Source organism: Rhizobium sp. 01T444, assembly GCF_056398305.1.
The window spans coordinates 1-15851 of sequence record NZ_JBFTPD010000033.1 but is presented as its reverse complement, the minus strand read 5'-3'; the positions used below and the strand labels follow the sequence as shown (position 1 = coordinate 15851).

General features: G+C 62.0%; 18 protein-coding genes and 1 riboswitch. Of the genes, 8 read left to right on the top strand and 10 right to left on the bottom strand.

Annotated features, from left to right (window positions below; translation table 11 throughout):
* Positions 1-66: 66 nt before the first annotated feature.
* Together AC1DTN_RS30875 and AC1DTN_RS30870 are read right to left on the bottom strand one after the other, a co-directional pair.
* Positions 67-588, bottom strand: coding sequence for a cytochrome P460 family protein (locus AC1DTN_RS30875; protein WP_477923991.1), 522 nt, complete (start codon positions 586-588; stop codon positions 67-69).
* Positions 589-802: 214 nt separating this feature from the next.
* A complete protein-coding gene (locus AC1DTN_RS30870; protein ID WP_477923990.1) occupies positions 803-1246 on the bottom strand; it encodes an SRPBCC family protein in 444 nt (147 codons plus the stop codon).
* Positions 1247-1473: 227 nt separating this feature from the next.
* Between AC1DTN_RS30870 and AC1DTN_RS30865 the strand changes: the two genes are divergently transcribed.
* From AC1DTN_RS30865 to AC1DTN_RS30845, 5 genes are all read left to right on the top strand, one after another.
* Positions 1474-2793, top strand: a complete 1320-nt coding sequence (locus AC1DTN_RS30865; RefSeq protein WP_477923989.1) for a DUF7256 domain-containing protein — start codon at positions 1474-1476, stop codon at positions 2791-2793.
* Complete coding sequence (locus AC1DTN_RS30860) at positions 2781-3185, top strand: SMI1/KNR4 family protein (protein ID WP_477923988.1); 405 nt, start codon at positions 2781-2783, stop codon at positions 3183-3185. The genes AC1DTN_RS30865 and AC1DTN_RS30860 overlap by 13 nt, the downstream gene beginning before the upstream one ends.
* A gap of 43 nt (positions 3186-3228) precedes the next feature.
* Positions 3229-3561, top strand: a complete 333-nt coding sequence (locus tag AC1DTN_RS30855) for an HNH endonuclease signature motif containing protein (protein ID WP_439015604.1) — start codon at positions 3229-3231, stop codon at positions 3559-3561.
* A gap of 71 nt (positions 3562-3632) precedes the next feature.
* A complete protein-coding gene (locus AC1DTN_RS30850) occupies positions 3633-3929 on the top strand; it encodes a hypothetical protein (protein WP_477923986.1) in 297 nt (98 codons plus the stop codon).
* Between the two features lie 129 nt (positions 3930-4058).
* Positions 4059-5126, top strand: coding sequence for a DMP19 family protein (locus AC1DTN_RS30845; RefSeq protein ID WP_477923985.1), 1068 nt, complete (start codon positions 4059-4061; stop codon positions 5124-5126).
* Between the two features lie 185 nt (positions 5127-5311).
* Here the strand turns inward: AC1DTN_RS30845 and AC1DTN_RS30840 are convergent, their stop codons facing one another.
* Positions 5312-5638 carry a hypothetical protein gene (locus AC1DTN_RS30840; RefSeq protein WP_113324786.1) on the bottom strand — a complete coding sequence of 109 codons (327 nt, stop codon included), beginning with the start codon at positions 5636-5638 and terminating at the stop codon, positions 5312-5314.
* 154 nt (positions 5639-5792) lie between these two features.
* Complete coding sequence (locus AC1DTN_RS30835; protein ID WP_477923983.1) at positions 5793-6551, bottom strand: SDR family oxidoreductase; 759 nt, start codon at positions 6549-6551, stop codon at positions 5793-5795.
* Between the two features lie 264 nt (positions 6552-6815).
* Between AC1DTN_RS30835 and AC1DTN_RS30830 the strand changes: the two genes are divergently transcribed.
* Both AC1DTN_RS30830 and AC1DTN_RS30825 read left to right on the top strand, forming a co-directional pair.
* Positions 6816-7508 (top strand): hypothetical protein, encoded by a 693-nt coding sequence (locus AC1DTN_RS30830; protein ID WP_477923982.1) that lies wholly within the window; start codon positions 6816-6818, stop codon positions 7506-7508.
* A gap of 315 nt (positions 7509-7823) precedes the next feature.
* Positions 7824-8906, top strand: coding sequence for a MerR family transcriptional regulator (locus tag AC1DTN_RS30825; RefSeq protein WP_477923981.1), 1083 nt, complete (start codon positions 7824-7826; stop codon positions 8904-8906).
* A 273-nt stretch (positions 8907-9179) separates the two neighbouring features.
* Here the strand turns inward: AC1DTN_RS30825 and AC1DTN_RS30820 are convergent, their stop codons facing one another.
* From AC1DTN_RS30820 to AC1DTN_RS30795, 6 genes are all read right to left on the bottom strand, one after another.
* Positions 9180-9605 (bottom strand): GNAT family N-acetyltransferase, encoded by a 426-nt coding sequence (locus AC1DTN_RS30820; RefSeq protein WP_477924073.1) that lies wholly within the window; start codon positions 9603-9605, stop codon positions 9180-9182.
* Positions 9606-9723: 118 nt separating this feature from the next.
* A complete protein-coding gene (crcB, locus tag AC1DTN_RS30815) occupies positions 9724-10146 on the bottom strand; it encodes a fluoride efflux transporter CrcB (protein ID WP_477923980.1) in 423 nt (140 codons plus the stop codon).
* 76 nt (positions 10147-10222) lie between these two features.
* Positions 10223-10284, bottom strand: a riboswitch (Fluoride riboswitch).
* A gap of 84 nt (positions 10285-10368) precedes the next feature.
* Entirely contained in the window at positions 10369-10830 is a 462-nt protein-coding gene (locus AC1DTN_RS30810; protein ID WP_113324793.1) for a MarR family winged helix-turn-helix transcriptional regulator, read from the bottom strand.
* Between the two features lie 104 nt (positions 10831-10934).
* Positions 10935-11651, bottom strand: a complete 717-nt coding sequence (locus AC1DTN_RS30805; protein WP_439015611.1) for an SDR family oxidoreductase — start codon at positions 11649-11651, stop codon at positions 10935-10937.
* A 69-nt stretch (positions 11652-11720) separates the two neighbouring features.
* The gene (locus AC1DTN_RS30800) at positions 11721-12095 is read right to left on the bottom strand and encodes a hypothetical protein (RefSeq protein WP_113324795.1); all 375 of its coding nucleotides are present in this window, start codon (positions 12093-12095) and stop codon (positions 11721-11723) included.
* 490 nt (positions 12096-12585) lie between these two features.
* Entirely contained in the window at positions 12586-12873 is a 288-nt protein-coding gene (locus tag AC1DTN_RS30795) for a DUF4242 domain-containing protein (RefSeq protein ID WP_310386499.1), read from the bottom strand.
* Positions 12874-13026: 153 nt separating this feature from the next.
* Between AC1DTN_RS30795 and AC1DTN_RS30790 the strand changes: the two genes are divergently transcribed.
* Positions 13027-15654 (top strand): ATP-binding protein, encoded by a 2628-nt coding sequence (locus AC1DTN_RS30790; RefSeq protein ID WP_477923979.1) that lies wholly within the window; start codon positions 13027-13029, stop codon positions 15652-15654.
* Positions 15655-15851: the final 197 nt, after the last annotated feature.

Here is a 15851-nt window from a genome sequence, read left to right as displayed (position 1 = left end):
TGGACGCTCTTATGCGCGGCATGGATGCTTTATAGTGGATAATCAATTTCAGGACAGATGCCACTGTCAGGGTGCGTACCGGCTGAACACGAAGTCGCGGTCCTTGACGATCGAGTGGCAGGAAAAGCATGCTTCGGGCATTGCCGTGGTCGAGGGTTTACCGTCGTCAAATTCGACATATCCCCAGCCGCCGGTCGAAGCATATTTCTTTGCGTCCTTGATCATGAATTGCACACCGTTCTTGGGCGCCCCGGCGACGAATGACTGGGGAGCGCCGAAGGCTTCCTTGCTTTCTTCCAACGGGTGATAGTCCCAAGCCAGGCGGGCAATGATGGTGCCGTCAGGATAGGTAGCGGCCCCTTCCCGGAAGGCTTTGATCGCAATATCGTTGCCCAGGATGGCTCTGAGATCGTTGAGCTTACCCTCTTCGTGCGCCACGGCGATGAGCGGCCAGTCGCGGTAGCCGCCAGGCATTTCAGTCAGGACTGGGGTGCGCCCCTTATCGGTCTCTCCGGACGCACTGGCATTGTAACCGATCAAGCCGGTAACCAAACCAACCGTCAACGACACCACGATAATCTTCTTCATCGAAATACTCTCCGCCATCAGGTCCACGCGGCGATCCTGGCAGATATTCCGACGGGCGAAATCATACTTTGATATGGTAGAAACAGTTCCGGATAGTTCAGCTGGATTTCGGCCGGAACAGGCCATTTCCCGAGACGACCCGGATGCACGAATACGGAAAAGGCCGGGGCTGAAAGCAGTTCCCAGACCCCGGCCTCCGCTTGGGTTCTGACGCTTATTGCTGGATATCGGGCTCGACCAGACGTGCAAGGTTGCGCAGCGATTCCTGCCAGCCGAGGTAGCAGGCCTCCGGCGGGATGAGGTCCGGGATGCCGGCCTGCACCACATGGAGTTCGGTGCCGACCGAGACCTTCGTCAGGGTCACGGTCACGTCCATTTCGCCGGGCAGGTTGGCGTCGTCGAACGTGTCGGTGTAGCGAAGCCTCTGGCCGGGAACGAGTTCCAGATATTCGCCGCCGAAGGAATGGCTGTGGCCGGTCGTGAAGTTGCGGAAAGACATCCTGTGCGTTCCGCCGACAATAGGCTCCAGATGATGGACCGTGCAGGTAAAGCCGTTTGGTGGAAGCCACTTGGCAACGGCGTCCGCCTCCAGGAAGGCGCGATAGACCTTGTCCGGGCTGGTCGCCAGGACGCGGTGAAGTTTGATTGTGCTCGGCATGATGATCCTCCTTTGGATTGAACTTTGGCAATGCCTCGAGGACGGGCCTGATCTCGCCGATCCGACACTGCGATCCGAAATTTTCGGTTCCGCCCGGTGTCGGTCATTCCCCGCTCCCCGAAGCGGACCCAATACCGCCTGGTGCCCGACGCAGGATATAGCGGTCATTGCCCTGTCTCCAACCCGTCCTATCTCTTGCGCGGGATTATCAGCGAGAGAGGACGCGCATGCCGATAGACAATGCGAGATTGGCGCCGATGCAGCCGGGTGTATCTGTGGAGGAGCTGAAGGCGGCTTTGGGGGCGAACTGGAAGGAGCCGGGCATCCAGGCGGAAGGCCGTCTGCATATCGAGGAATTCGGCACGCGCATCACCGCCGATGGCAGGCTCGGCGAGGTTTATTTCCGCGCCCCCTTCGATCTTCCGGGGCCAATCCATGGCGTCAAGATGGGAATGCCGGCGGGCGAACTGCATCGGCTTTATCCCGGCGCCGAGCGCATCTCCGACGAGAGAGAGGAATATGGCTGGACCATTCTGAAGATGAACCTGTCGGATACGCTGGAGCTCGGCGTCGCCATCAGGGAGGATGTCGTCAGGATGATCAGCCTCACGGACCCGACGGCGATCTATCCGGAACGACCCTATAAATATGCCGATCCCGATCTCACCGAGGCCTACGACCTGACGCTCGCCGACCCCGTCAATCTCGCGAGGCGACCCGAGAACGGCTGGTGCTATGGCCGCCCGCCCGGCATCGATGCCTCGAAGTGGCCGATCAGCGCCACCAACGGCATGCCGCTTCGCCACGCCTTCACGGTAAAATTGCCGCCGCAATATCGCACGCTCGGCAATGCGTATGTAGCGATCTCGCTCTTCGTCGACGAGCAATGGGAAACGCCGCCGGCAAGCAGGAATGCCGGAGCAGGCGGCGCGCGGCGGGCCGATCCGCGTCGCTTCGACATGGAATTCATGGACAACGGCTACACTCTCTTCTGGCTGACGGATGAGGAATTGGCAGCACCTCTCGGCGCTCCGCCGGAGATCGAAGGCGCCCCTATTCCGGGCTGGCTCTCGAAATCGCCGCTCGATTATTTCGGCGAATTCAACCTGCCGAGGACGGTGGCCGAGCAGCAGGCGAAAAACGTCTTTTCGCCCGGCGGACTTGCCGTCAACGAGCTTCTGGCGGCAGCCCGGCCTCCGAAGGGCTGGAAGAACTTGCCGGGAACAGAAGCGCTCGATTACGGTTGGCCGATCGAGATCACCTTGCGCGAGGGCGACCCGAATGTCGGCAAGCCAGCGCGCGAATTCAGGCACGAAAACGAGTTCAGCGGCTATATCGCCGCCTATTCGGAGGAAGGCCAGAAACTGGGGCTGGAGCGCTTTCAGGACTGGCACGCCCATCTCGGCGGCACGATGTTTCCCATGCAGGGCTATCCCGATTTCTCGCCCTTCTACATCGAGATCTCGGAGATCTTCGGCGGCTTCAATTTCGGCGACGGCATCGCCCAGATCGACCTCAAGGAGATGAAGCTCGAATGGGCCTGCTGATGCTGGAGAAATTTGGCGACGGCTGCCAGTTGCCGGGCGCAAGCCCGCCCGATATCGCCGCCTGCGAGGCGAAACTGAAGATTATCCTGCCGGCGGAGATCAAGGCCTTCCTCGCCTCCTCCAACGGCTTCAACGGCCAGGTCGGCCAGGGCTATCTGATCCTGTGGAGTGCGGCGGAACTCTCCGGGGCTGACGGCTACGAGATCTTCGAGTTTCGCGACGACAAGCTGCTGATCGGCTCGAATGGCGGGCCGACGGCCTATGGCTTCGTCAAGGGCGATTATGTCTCCATTCCCTTCGTCTTTGCCGGAAATTGGCTGAACGAAGTGCGCGTTCTCGGCCGTTCTTTCGAGGAATTCATCGAGGCAATCGAGCGCGGCGACGGCTGGTAATGGCCGGTTGCCTGCCGGTCCGGCTTGCGGCTAATCTTGCCTGATGGCGCGAAAGAGAAACCAAGAAGTCACCTCCTGGTATGAGGCACCGACGCCTGATATCTGCCCGCTCTGCGGCCGGGTCGTTCCGAAAGAACAGCGGGACGAGCACCATCTCGTACCCAAGAGCCGCGGCGGACGGGAGACGCAGGTTCTGCACCGCATCTGCCATCGCCAGATCCATGCGCAGTTCAGCGAAGCGGAGCTGGAACAGTCCTACACGACCGTCGAGGCCCTGCTTGCCCACCCCGCTATCCAGACCTTCGTCGCCTGGGTGCGGAAGAAACCGCCGGGGTTTTACGATGGCACGCGGCGGAGCAACCGTCGGCGGGAGTGAGGCGGGCTCGTCAGCGCTGCCGAACCTACCCGACCTTGCCTGCCCGCCTGCCCTTATCCTTGCCCACCCGCTTGCCCGCGACATCGAGCAGCCGCCGGAGGGTCGGGCATTCCATATGGGAAGGCCGGCGCGGCACGGCCTCCGGCCTGCTCGGCCTGTCGCGCAATATCGGCCTGATCTCCGGCGCATCCCTGATGGGCGCCGTCTTCGCCTATGGCGCCGGCACAGAGGATTTCATTCATGCGACGCCGGCAGCGATTTCAGCCGGCATGCAGCTAACCTTCCTGCTTGCCGGAGCGCTGATGATTGGCGCCATGGCGGTTGTCTTCGCTGGTGCCTTCGAACGGACATCGGCCAGGGCACAATAGTCCGTAACTGCCTTGGGCGGCGCTACCACCGCCCGAGGCCACCTCTGCTAAAGCAGCCGAGAGCGCCCGACGGGCTTGAACTCTGCAAATGCTCCGCCAAATTTACCCGCGCCACGGGAAAAAATATCCATGAAATATGCCAGTCTTTTGCTTGCCGCTCTGTTCACCAGCGCGATCGTGGCGAAAGCTTCAGCGGCATCCGATCAAACGCAACCGGAGGCGCGCGATTTGCAGGCTCTGACGACCATCTCCACCGAATTCGTCATCGAGACGACCTTCCTGCCGCAGATCATGCGGGTGAAATATGATGACGACAAGGGGGCGATACTGGCCGATATCGGCAGGCTGGAGCCTGAGGTGCGCAACCTCTTCTGGCTCTCATACCTGCATTATGTGGTGCCGGGCGGCGAGTTGCATCACTTCTTCACCACGATTGCCGAGGCGCGCAAGATCCAGGAGGAGGCCAAAAAACTGCTGGTCGCTCAGGGCCAGTCCGTCAGCGACGACACGCTGCACGAGATGACCGAGATGAGCAAAAAATCAGACCCGGCACGCAACGCGGATGCGGTGCTGCAGGCGCTGACTGCGGCCGGCCTGACGCGGCAGGCGCAGGCCTTTGCCGCAGTGCGCGACCTCGCAGCCAAAAGTGAGGACGCCGATTTTGCCGCGCTCGATGTCGCCTTCGGCGAGATGACTGAGCTTCCGGGCGCCATCGGCAGCTATGTCGAGCGTACACCTGGTCTCGTCGAATGGTCCGCCAAGGCGCGCGAAAAGATCGGTGACGAAGACCGGCTCAGCTACCTGACGGGAAAACTCAATGCGATGGAGGACGCCGAGATCGATCGCCTTCCAAAAGCGCTGAAGCAGATCTACGTCGTCGATTATTTCAACGCCGAGATGCTGAATGGCGGCGTCCATCAATTCTTCTTCAATTCGTCCGGCGGGTATGCCCCCGATGTCGCAGTCGCCTTGCGCGAACTCGGCTTGACCACACATGCCGATGTTATCGAGCGCGGCATCGACATGTTCAGCAAGCCCTATCCGACCGACATGCAGAAGCGGCGGGTGCTGAATTTTGCCGGCGAATGGGGCGCATGGGACGAGGCACTCTCCGCCCTCACCTATGAGGTTGACGACGGAGAGATATCGCCTGCCCTGATCACGCTCGCAAAGCATGAAAATCTGCTGCCGCGATAGGCCAATTGGTTCGACAGCAGGAAGAGCGCCGCCTACGCAATTTCTTGCGCCGCGGCCATCCGCTTCATCGGATACAGGCTCGAAATATAGTCGAGGAATTCAGGATTATTCTCGCCGCCGGCGGTTAGGGCCCTATCGCTTCAAATGAATCCATTTTGCGGTTGTATGGGGTCACACAGGGCAACTCAGGCAAATACGGTAATACAGACGGCCATCCAGATTAACGCCGTTCCCAGTGCCATCGCTCGCCTGGCGACGACGACTTTGTCTGCCTCATCCTCCGCGACAGGTGTGGTCACAATCCAGGGCACGCAGCCAAGTGCTGCAAATCCGATGACAGCAACAATCATCACAAGATAATCGATTGCACGCCAGGTCCCCTGTTCATAGACCCCCCAGTAACCCAGAAAGGCCATTCCGACTGCAAACATGGTGGCGGACGCAGAGCAAAGCCCTGTAACGGACCCGGTAGGTGCGCGCATGGTGCTTTTTTCACGTGTCTGCGAGTTCATGACGCAATATCCACGACGGTTGGCTGTCTCCCTGCAAATATGTCAGGAATCGAGTGCGGCGTGAAGCGCCGGTGACCCTCTGGGACGTGACCCTCCGGGACGGCCGCGAAATTCCGCGCCTCGGGCGGCGCAACATCGCCCGAGGCCACTTCTGCTAAAGCAGCCGAACCGACATGCCGCCATCGACGATCATCGGGCTGCCGGTCATGAAGCTCGATTGGTCCGACAGCAGGAAGAGTGCCGCCTGCGCAATTTCTTGCGCCGCGGCCATCCGCTTCATCGGATGCAGGCTCGATATATAGTCGAGGAATTCAGGGTTATTCTCGCCGCCCGCCGGCGTGATGGTTCCACCCGGCAACAGGCTGTTGATCCTGATGCCATCGGCCGCGTAATCGGCGGCGACCGATTGTACGAGGCCGATCAGGCCCGCCTTGGAGGCCGCATAAGCCCCCATGCCGGGCAAGCCGCCATTGCTGTATCCGACGAAGGATGAGGTGAAGACGATCGAGCCGCTGCGTTGCGCTTTCATCACCGGCAACTGCGCCTTCAGCGCAAGGAACGCGCTCGTCAGGTTGGTGGAAATCACGGCCTCCCAATTGGCCGCACTCATCTCGGCAAAGGCGCCCATTTCGCCGACGATGCCGGCATTGTTGAAAGCGCCGTCGAGCCGGCCATAGGCATCGAGCGCCCGGTCGACGAGGGCCTGCGCGTAAGCTCCCTCACGCACATCACCGGCCAGAGACACGGCCGTGCCGCCGCTTTCAGTGATCTCGGAAACCAGCGTGTCGAGGTTCTGCGCCCGCCGTGCACCGAGCACGAGCTTCGCGCCCTTCGCTGCAAAGAGCCGAGCGGCGGCCGCTCCGATGCCACTGCTTGCGCCGGAAATGATGATCACCTTGTCTTCCAGTTCCATGTCCAAACCTCCTGTTTTGATGGTCATGGAGGGGTAGGAAATATGAGAAGCGGCAGCCACCCGATTCCGGATCGGCGACCCGCCGGCCGACGCTGAACCCCGTTAACCATCTCCCGCTCTCTAAGACCATAGTCCGGCGGATGCCGGACCTCGGTCCGATGCACGCCCCGCGTTTCGCGCCTAACATCATCTTCATTCGATAGCCGCCTTCCCGAGTCGGCTATCTCACGATTTTTGATGAATTATTCTGCGAGGGAGACCCGGATGCGTATCGCAACTCTTGCGTCCATAGCCGCACTTTCGATGATCATGGCTTCGAGCCCGCTGACGATCACCGGCGCCGATATTGCCGCCATGGCAAAGGGCGGTGGAAACGGTGGCGGCAACGGGGGCGGTAATGGCGGAGGCAATGGGGGCGGTAACGGCAGCAGCAATGGTGGCGGTAATGGCGGCGGACAAAGCGGCAACCACGAAAACCGCGGCCACCAGTCCGGCAATTCCCAGACGGGCAGTTCATTGCACGGCGGTTCGAAATCCGAGAACGGAGCCAAGGGCAAATCCGGCGAGGCGAAGACGAAATCGCTCAATGCAAAAAACACCACAACCGATATCAAGCAAAAGAACCTGGCCTCCGAACTGAAGGGCCTGAACTCTCTCAACCGCAGCTACAAGGCCTATCTGCACACGTCCGATCCGAAGATGACCGCGATCGCTGCCTACGCGGTTGCCTATGCCCAGTTTGAACTCGACAACGGCATCGAGCCTGCAATCGACGATCCGGTGCTGGGCGATGCGGCACTGGAGGATGCGCTGGCTTCCGCAACGCGTAGCGGCGAAGTGAGCCCGGCAGTCCTCGCCGAGGCCAAGACCATCCTCGGCGTCGGAGAGGCCGACGGCAAAATCGACCAGATCCGTGAATCCCTGTCCTACTCCGCCCCGACCTCGACAGGGAATTAACGGCCGCTCGATCCGCCGGGCGGCATACCCGGCGGATCGATTGCACCTGTCATGGGTTTTCCCATGGGCAGAATAATCTCTTTCCCCCTGCATTGCGCCATTCGCCGCACCGACGCTCCAACTCTTTGAATCGACGCATCAGGCTTTCCGAAGATCGATTCCGATTTTCGGGCCGATGCTGTGGCCCGGTTCCGAGCGACATCCCGGCCGCCCTGCAACAGGCATCAAGCCGAAATCGAAAAAACCGCGAAAAACCTCTTGAGCCGGACCCAGCGTCATAGCTTAGAAGGGTTCCGAGACATCGCGGGAGGCTTGATGGACGCCGAAACAGGAAAACAGAGCTGGCTGACGGCGGCGCAATGTGCCGAGCGGATCGGCATGACGGTGCGTGCGCTGAGGCTCTATGAAGAGACCGGCCTCATCCGGCCGCCGCGCACGGGAAAGAACTGGCGGCTCTACGGCACCAGGGAAATTGCACGGCTCACCGAGATCCTGGCTCTGAAGCGGCTGGGGCTCAGCCTGCAGGACATCGCCCGGCTGCTCGCCGGCCACGCGACCGATCTCGACCGCATGCTCGCCATGCAGAACCTCGCATTGCAGGACCAGCTGACCCGCACGCAACGCAGCCTCGCCATCATCGACGCGCTGCGGGCGAAGATGGCCGCAGGCGACATTCTTTCGATCGATGAACTGCTGAAGCTCGCAAAGGACACGAACATGACCGACACCTCAGCCGATGCCATCGCCTGGCGCCGCTATGAGCAGGCACGGCCGCGCACCGAACAGAAGATCGACCCTGCCCTCTATGCCGGTTATGCCGGACACTATCATCTGGGCACGTCGGCCTATGTGGTGAGCCTGCGCGACGGGCGGCTCTTCACGCGGCTGACCGGCCAGCCGGAACTCGAAATCTTCGCCGAAGATGTCGATCGCTTCTTCTACAAGGCGGTTCAGGCGCAGATCACCTTTACCCGCGACGAAGGCGGCACCGTCACCGGCCTCGTGCTGCACCAGAACGGCTATGAACTGGAAGCATCCCGCATGGACGAACGCGCCGCGACCGATCTGGAAGAGGCGCTTGCTGCGCGCATCCGCGACAAGCAGCCGGTGGAAAACAGCAGGGCACTGCTGGAGCGGGTCATCGAACAGCACCAGCGCGGCGAACCCGACTATGAGCGGATGAGCCCGCCGCTCGCCGCCGCCGCACGCGAACAATCCGCCATGATCAAGGCCGATCTCGATCGAATGGGGCCGCTCAGGGACATATCCTTCAAGGGCGTGACGGCGGAAGGCTGGGATGTTTACGACGTGACCTTCGAAAACGGTAATCTCGAATGGAGCTTCGCGCTGGCGGCAGACGGAAGATTCGGCGGGATGTTTATTCGACCGGCGCTGTGACGGAGGCGTTTCGTGACGACCCCTCCCTGCAAGGGAGGGACTAACTAGTGGCACCGCCCTGCTCCTCCGCCTCCCTCATCTCTGTGCCCTCGTGGTCAGCACGAGGAAACAGGAATGAGGGAGGTTAGGGTTGGCGTCGATACCCAAAGCTACGCCAGCATTTTGGCCTTGCCGAGGGCAAGAAATCTCGCGTGCGGCAGCTACCCGATTTCAGATTGGCGGCATGGAAGGCATTTCGCCTTGCGCGCAGACGTCGGCTTTGCTGCAGCCATGTCAGGAAATTTGCTTTGTAAGGAGCGGAGTGGCTCTGTCCACATCGACGAGGAGCCATCCGAGCTTTTTGTAGAAGGCCACAGCATCCGGTGCGGCATGAACCTCCAGCCGCGTAAGGCCTTTGTCGGCGGCAAGTCGTTCAAGCGCGTGCATCATGGCCCTACCAATTCCTTGCCGCTGATACTGCGGAACGATCGCGACGAGCCGTACGGTTCCGGAGTCGGCGTGCGCGGGCCCGATATCCAGCCGGACGGTGCCAACGGGCACATCGTCGCAAATGAACAGCAGGGGAAAGTGATTTTCCCGACGCTCGTCCGGATGCATCTCATCATAGTCAGCCTGGCCGCGCAGTTCGAAGAGAACGTGACGCCTGATCGCGTGATAGTCCTGCCACTGGTTTCTGTCCTGCACCTGTAGGAGCTGCATTTTCATCGCCCGCTCGCCTCGTGTCTTGTTGCTGCAAGGTGTGTTTACGCTGGAGTACTTATCCTCGCAGCCCCGGCGATAAACTTTTTGGAGTCTTTGGTCCGCACACGATCCCACCTCAAGCCTGCTCCTCGATCGCCACCTGCGGAACCCCGCCATTGATCCGCGTCGCGATCAGATGCCCGAGTGCCACCGCCCCGATGCAGAGCACGACGGAGGCCGCGACATTGATGCAAGCCCTGACCGTTGCGCCCGAGCGCAGCAGGTCGAGTGTCTGCAGGCTGAAGGAGGAGAAGGTCGTGTAGCCGCCGCAGAGCCCGATCATCACGAAGAGGCGCATATTGTCCGAGGCCGGAAACCGGCCATTGGCGAGCGTCAGCGTGCTGAACAGGCCGATGATCAGCGAGCCCGTGACATTGATGATCACAGTGCCCCAGGGCAGATCCCGGCTGATCGGCATGGCGATGATCGATACGGCATAGCGGGCGAAGGTGCCGAGCGCACCGCCGGCCATGACGATAAGGCAAGTATAGAAGGACATGCTCGCTCCAAAATCTCGGGCGGGCAATAAAAAAACCGCCTTGCGGCGGGCTCCGGACAGATTCCCACCGCGGTTAAACACGGTAGGAGTCATCAGCCTTGTGGGCGGTTTCGGGGGCACTCCATCCCCATCGCCGGGATGTATAGCCTGGGCTGCGGCGGGCTGGCAAGGGTGAGTGTCAGCCTCTCCATCGTCGAGGGAGACACACCCGCACCTGAAAATTCATTCCCTCGTGGCGTCCGCCACCAATTCCCCAACGACAACATCCCTCAGCCCCTGACGCAACGCCGCGATATTCGCAGCCCCATTCAGCTCTTCAAATTCACGTTGCGCCGCTTCCCAGAGCGGCTCTGCCTTCTTGTGCAGCCGCCGGCCTTCGTCGGTGATTTCGACGATCCGCACCCGGCCGTCGGCGGGCGACGGACTGATCGCGACAAAGCCGTCGCGTTCAAGGAAGCCCAGCATCTTGCCCATGGCCGTCCGTTCGATATCCAGCCGTTCGGCAAGCGTGTTCACGGTGGCACCGCCGGCTTCCTCCAGGGCAGCCAACATCAGGAACTGGGTAATGCGCAGGCCGACGGGTTCGAGGTGGCTGTCGTAAAGCCTGGTGATCTGGCGGCTTGCCTTTCTCATGGCAGAACAGGTGCACTGATCGATCCCAAGCGGCTGGTCGGCCAACAACATCGCATGTTCCTTTCGATTCCCGCCTCATAGGTGCCATGGGCGCGGCCCTCAGAAAAGCTCCGCGCCGATAATATGGTTCAACGGCATCGTCGCGATAGCCGGCGTCAGATGACGCCTTCCGGCGGTGTGATGTAGCCAGGCACGTCGGCCGAAAGCGTGCTCTTCAGCACGGTCGTGCCGCGATCGGCCATGACTTCGCTCCTGCCGGCGGCAAGCGCGTCATAGGTCTGGCGCACCACATCCTGCGGACTTGCCTTCGGCACGTCGATGCCATCGGTCAGATCCGTATCGACGAAGCCGACATGCAGGCCGAGCACCTGGATGCCTTTCTCGCGCAGGTGAAAGCGAAGCTGGTTCGTGTAGCTCCAGGCCGCAGCCTTCGATGCCGCGTAAGGGGTAAGGATTGGGCGCGGAAGCCAGACGATATCGGAGAGGACATTGATGATGGCTGCCTGTGGCTGCGCCGAAAGGATCGGCTCGAAGGCCCGGGTGACACGCACGACGCCATGATAGTTCACGTCGAAGAGACGCTGCGACTGTTCTTCGACATCACCAGACAGGGGGCCGTCGATCAGCTCTGCGATGCCGGCATTGTTGATCAGCAGCGTCGTATCGGCGGCGAGTCCGGCAGCGGCGGCGATCGATGCCTTGTCCGTGACGTCGATCCTGACCGGGATGATATCGGGCTCATTGAAGCCAGCGGTGTTGCGCATGCCGGCATAGATCTTGGCTGCCCCGCGGCGGCGGGCCTCACGTGCGAAGGCAAGGCCGAGGCCGCGATTGGCGCCGGTGATGAAGACTGTGCTGTTAGCGATATCCATGGCTCATATCCTTTGAAAAGGCGGGATCAGGCGGCATTCTGCACGCCCGGTCCGGCGGGTGACTGCGATTCAGAGAAATAAATGCTCCGGCAGTTTTGCCGAGAGCGCCTCTCGCAGGCCGGCGGCAAGCGACAGGACGGAGCCGAGCGGGCTCATGCGTACGCTGACGTGCGGCACGGATCCGTCCGGGTTGCGATCGACGATGACAGCCGCGGTCAATTTTTCACCGCTCACCAGAACGGCTTCATATTCGAGGAAGAGCCGAGAGCCGACGACCTCGAAGAAGGTCGGCGTCTGCAAGGCATAGAAGGTGCCGACGGTATTGACGGCGAGCGTGATCTCGTCGCGGCCGACAACGGGTCCGCGCAGCACGGAGCTGACGAGCTCGGCGTCGGCGGTCAGGTCGTCCAGAAAGGGATGACGGTCATGTTTATCGTGTGACATGGTTTCCTGCTTTTACGTGCTGATGCGGTTTTGCGGTCAAATAAGAGCATATGCTCCTATTAAGGTAAACGTAGGAGCATATGCTCTTTTCGTCAAGATTGAACGCTGACCTCTGAGATGATGGGGGATCGATGGAAGGAAAGAGGTAGAGAAAGGATTCGAAGATGTGTACGGCCTTCGGCTCACCTGACCGTTGTCGAGCCACGGGTCTCGATCCGTCCTTCAAACTCCCGCCGGGAGAAGGAGATCCAACACGACCTCGGCATTCTCAGGGATGTCCCCCTCGCCCCTGCAAGGACGCCCGAGATCAAAACAACAAAACACACGACGCAATAAAAACTGTCAGGTATCGTCCGGGTCCAAAGCGTCGACCATCAGCCCGGTCGTTCAAATAATTCTCCCGTCCCCCCATTCCCTCCCCAGCCTTACCCGAGGAGGGAACGAGGTGAGCGCCGGCCGCCGCCCCTCGCGTTGCGGCCGGCGTGGTAACTCATGCGCGGGCGGTCTGCCGAGCCGTCTGGGGTCCAAATTCCGAGGCGATCTCGCTCACCAGGTCTGCCGGGAAGCCGCCTTCGCGGGCGTGGCGGTAGACGGTTTCGGCGCTGTCGGCCTCATGCACGCAGTAGATCTTGTCGCCGGCGACATAGCTGGTGATCCATGTATAGGGCCGGTCGAGGCCGGCCACGACCTGGTTCGACTTTGCGGAAATGTTGCACAGGTCTTCCGAGGTGAGCTTGCTTGCGCCGGGAATGTTGCGTTCGATAAGATATCTGGGCATGGCGACCTCCTGTTCGCATCCTTGTTGACGAAACGGACGCTAGGCCGATGCCGGGGCCGGCGCATCGGGATATCTCCCCATTTTCTGGCGCTCGCCGCCCTATTTTGGCACGTTCCTATTCCCAGCCGGCAATGATGCTGGCAATAATCCGCCATGCGACTAATCGAGCGCGCCCCCAATCTCGATCATCTTCAGTCGTTGTTGCGCGAGGCCGCCAACGGCAATGGCAGGGTCGTACTTCTGGAAGGGGAAGCAGGGGCGGGAAAATCCTCCCTCGCCGCAGCCTTCGCCGGCGCCGTGCCTGAAGGTACCCGCATCCTCTCGGGCGCCTGCGAGAATTTCGGCACGGCCGAGCCGCTCGGGCCCTGGCGCGATATTGCCCGGCAAGCCCGCTGGACGCTGACAAGGGCCTCCAGCGGCAACTGGATCACGCTCTTCTCCGAAGTGCTCGATCTTCTGACCGAGGCGCTCCAGCCGACATTGCTCGTCATCGAGGATATTCACTGGGCCGACGACGCCACGCTGAACCTCATCCGCTATATCGGCCGCCGCATCCGCCACACCTGCCTGCTGCTGGTCGCAACGGCGCGGAATGACGATACGCCGGGCCAGACGCGGCTCAGGCGGCTGCTCGCCGATATTCCGCCCGCCCATTGGCTGCGCATCACTGTCCCGCCGCTGTCGAAAGCCGCCGTGCTGGAGCTTGCGGACCGGAAAGGTCTCGATGGCGAGGCGATCTTCAGCGCCACCGGCGGCAATGCCTATTTCGTCAGCGAGCTCGTGGATTGCGCCGGCAGCGATTGCCTGCCGCCACTCAGCCGCGACCATCTGCCGACAACCATCCGCGATGCCGTGCTGGCGCGGGCCGATATCCTTGACGAGGCCGACAGGGAGGCGCTCTGGGCCGCCTCCACCTCGCCCGATGCCTTTGCGCCTGAATTGATCGAGGCGATCTGCGGCAGTGATGCCCGCGCCTCGCTTGAAGCCTGCACGGCTTGCGGGCTTCTGGTGCCCGCAAGTAGTGGCCCGGGGGGCAACCTCTTCATGTTCCGCCATGAGATCGCCAGGCAGGCCGTCGAGCAATCGCTGCCGCCGCTGCGCCGCCGGGCGCTGCATGAAAAGGCGCTTGCCTATTTCCGCAACCGTGCCGAGGCCTCGGTCGCGCGCATGGTCCACCATGCCAATGAGGCGCAGGACATGAGCGCGATCTCGGAGCTCGCCCCGAAGGCCGCAGCCGAGGCCGGCAGGCTCGGCGCCCACCGGCAGGCGATGCGCCATTACGAGCTGGCGCTCGTCCATGCCGGCGAGTTAAGCGATGCGAAGCGCGCCTGCCTCTACGAGGGCTATGCCTTCGAATGCCACCTGACCGGCCAGATGGAACGGGCCATTGCCGCCCAGACCAGCGCGCTTGCGCTCTACCGGGCGCTCGGCGATATCAGGCATGTCGGCGATAACCTGCGCTGGCTTTCGCGGCTGAGCTATCTCGCCGGAGACCGCAAGGGCGCCGATGCCTTCGGCCGCGAGGCTGTTGAGGTGCTGGAGCAGGCAGCAAGCCCGGCCGAGCTCGCCATGGGCTATTCCAACCTGTCGCAGCTCGGCATGCTGGCGGGCGATGCCGAGACCGCAACCCTCTACGGCGAGCGCGCCATCGCGCTCATGACATCAGACGATATCGCCAGGCCCGAGGTCCTCTGTCATGCGCTGAACAATGTCGGCACCGCCATCTGCTGGCGGGAGCCGGAGCGCGCCCGCCAAACACTCGATCAGGCGCTGGCAATCGCCCTCGAGCATGGCTTCCAGGAGCATGCGGCCCGTGCCTTCACCAACCGCGCCTGGGTGGAAATCCAGCTCCGCGCAGTCGATGCCGCCGAGAACGTGCTGGCGCACGGCATTGCCTATTGCATCGAGCATGACCTCGATACCTGGCGCGACTATATGCGCGGCGAGCTCGCGGAACTGCTGACCTTCCTCGGCCGCTGGGAGGAGGCCGCCGCAGCAGCGCAGGCCGTGGTCGACAACCAGAATGCCCCGGCGCTCTCCCGCTACCCCTCGCTCGTGGCGCTGGCGACGCTCAGAACGCGGCGCGGCGAGACATCAGGCGAACTGCTGCAGGAAATGGCGAAATTCCTCGAAAACACCTTCGAATTCCAACGCCTGTCCGCCCATGCCGCGCTGGTGGCCGAACGCGCCTGGCTCGGCCTCTGCGACCGGGAGGAAGCGCTCGCCGGCCTGCGGCAGGCCGCTTCCCTCTGCAGCGACGATGCCGCCGGCTCGATGATCGGCTTCTGGGCGCATATTCTGGGTGAAACCGGCCTTGCGCCTGAGGACTCCAGCGGCGACGCCGCCGTCATCGCCATGCTCAACGGCCGATGGCAGGAGGCCGCCGATATCTGGACCGACCGCCGCGCGCCCTATCTCGCCGCCCTTGCCCTGCTCGACGGCGATAATGACGCGCTCTACCGGGCCCTGACGACGCTGGAAGCCCTCGGCGCCACTGCCGTTATCACCCACGTGAAGGACCTGATCCGCAGGCGCAGCGGCCGGCTTGCGACGCGCGGCCCGCGGGCCAGCACCCAGGCCAACGCCGCCGGCCTCACGACACGGGAAATGGACGTGCTGCGCCTGATCGACGAGGGTCGCTCGAATGCCGAGATCGGCGCGCGCCTGTTCGTATCGGCCAAGACGGTGGATCATCATATTTCCTCGATCCTTGCCAAGCTGAGCGCAAAATCGAGGGGACAGGCGGCTGCCGAGGGACGGAGGCTGGGGCTGCTGGGATAAGGTGAGCCACAGCGCGCGGGACACCCCCTCTGTCCTGCCGGACATCTCCCCCACAAGGGTGGAGATGTCCGGCAGGACAGAGGGGGTGTCACTCGGCACAGCTTCAGTTTTCAGCCCTGACCCGTTGCTGCCGGGACCCGAAAGAACAGGTGAAATCCATTAGAGAATAAAAGTATCGGATCCGCACATTCATAGAC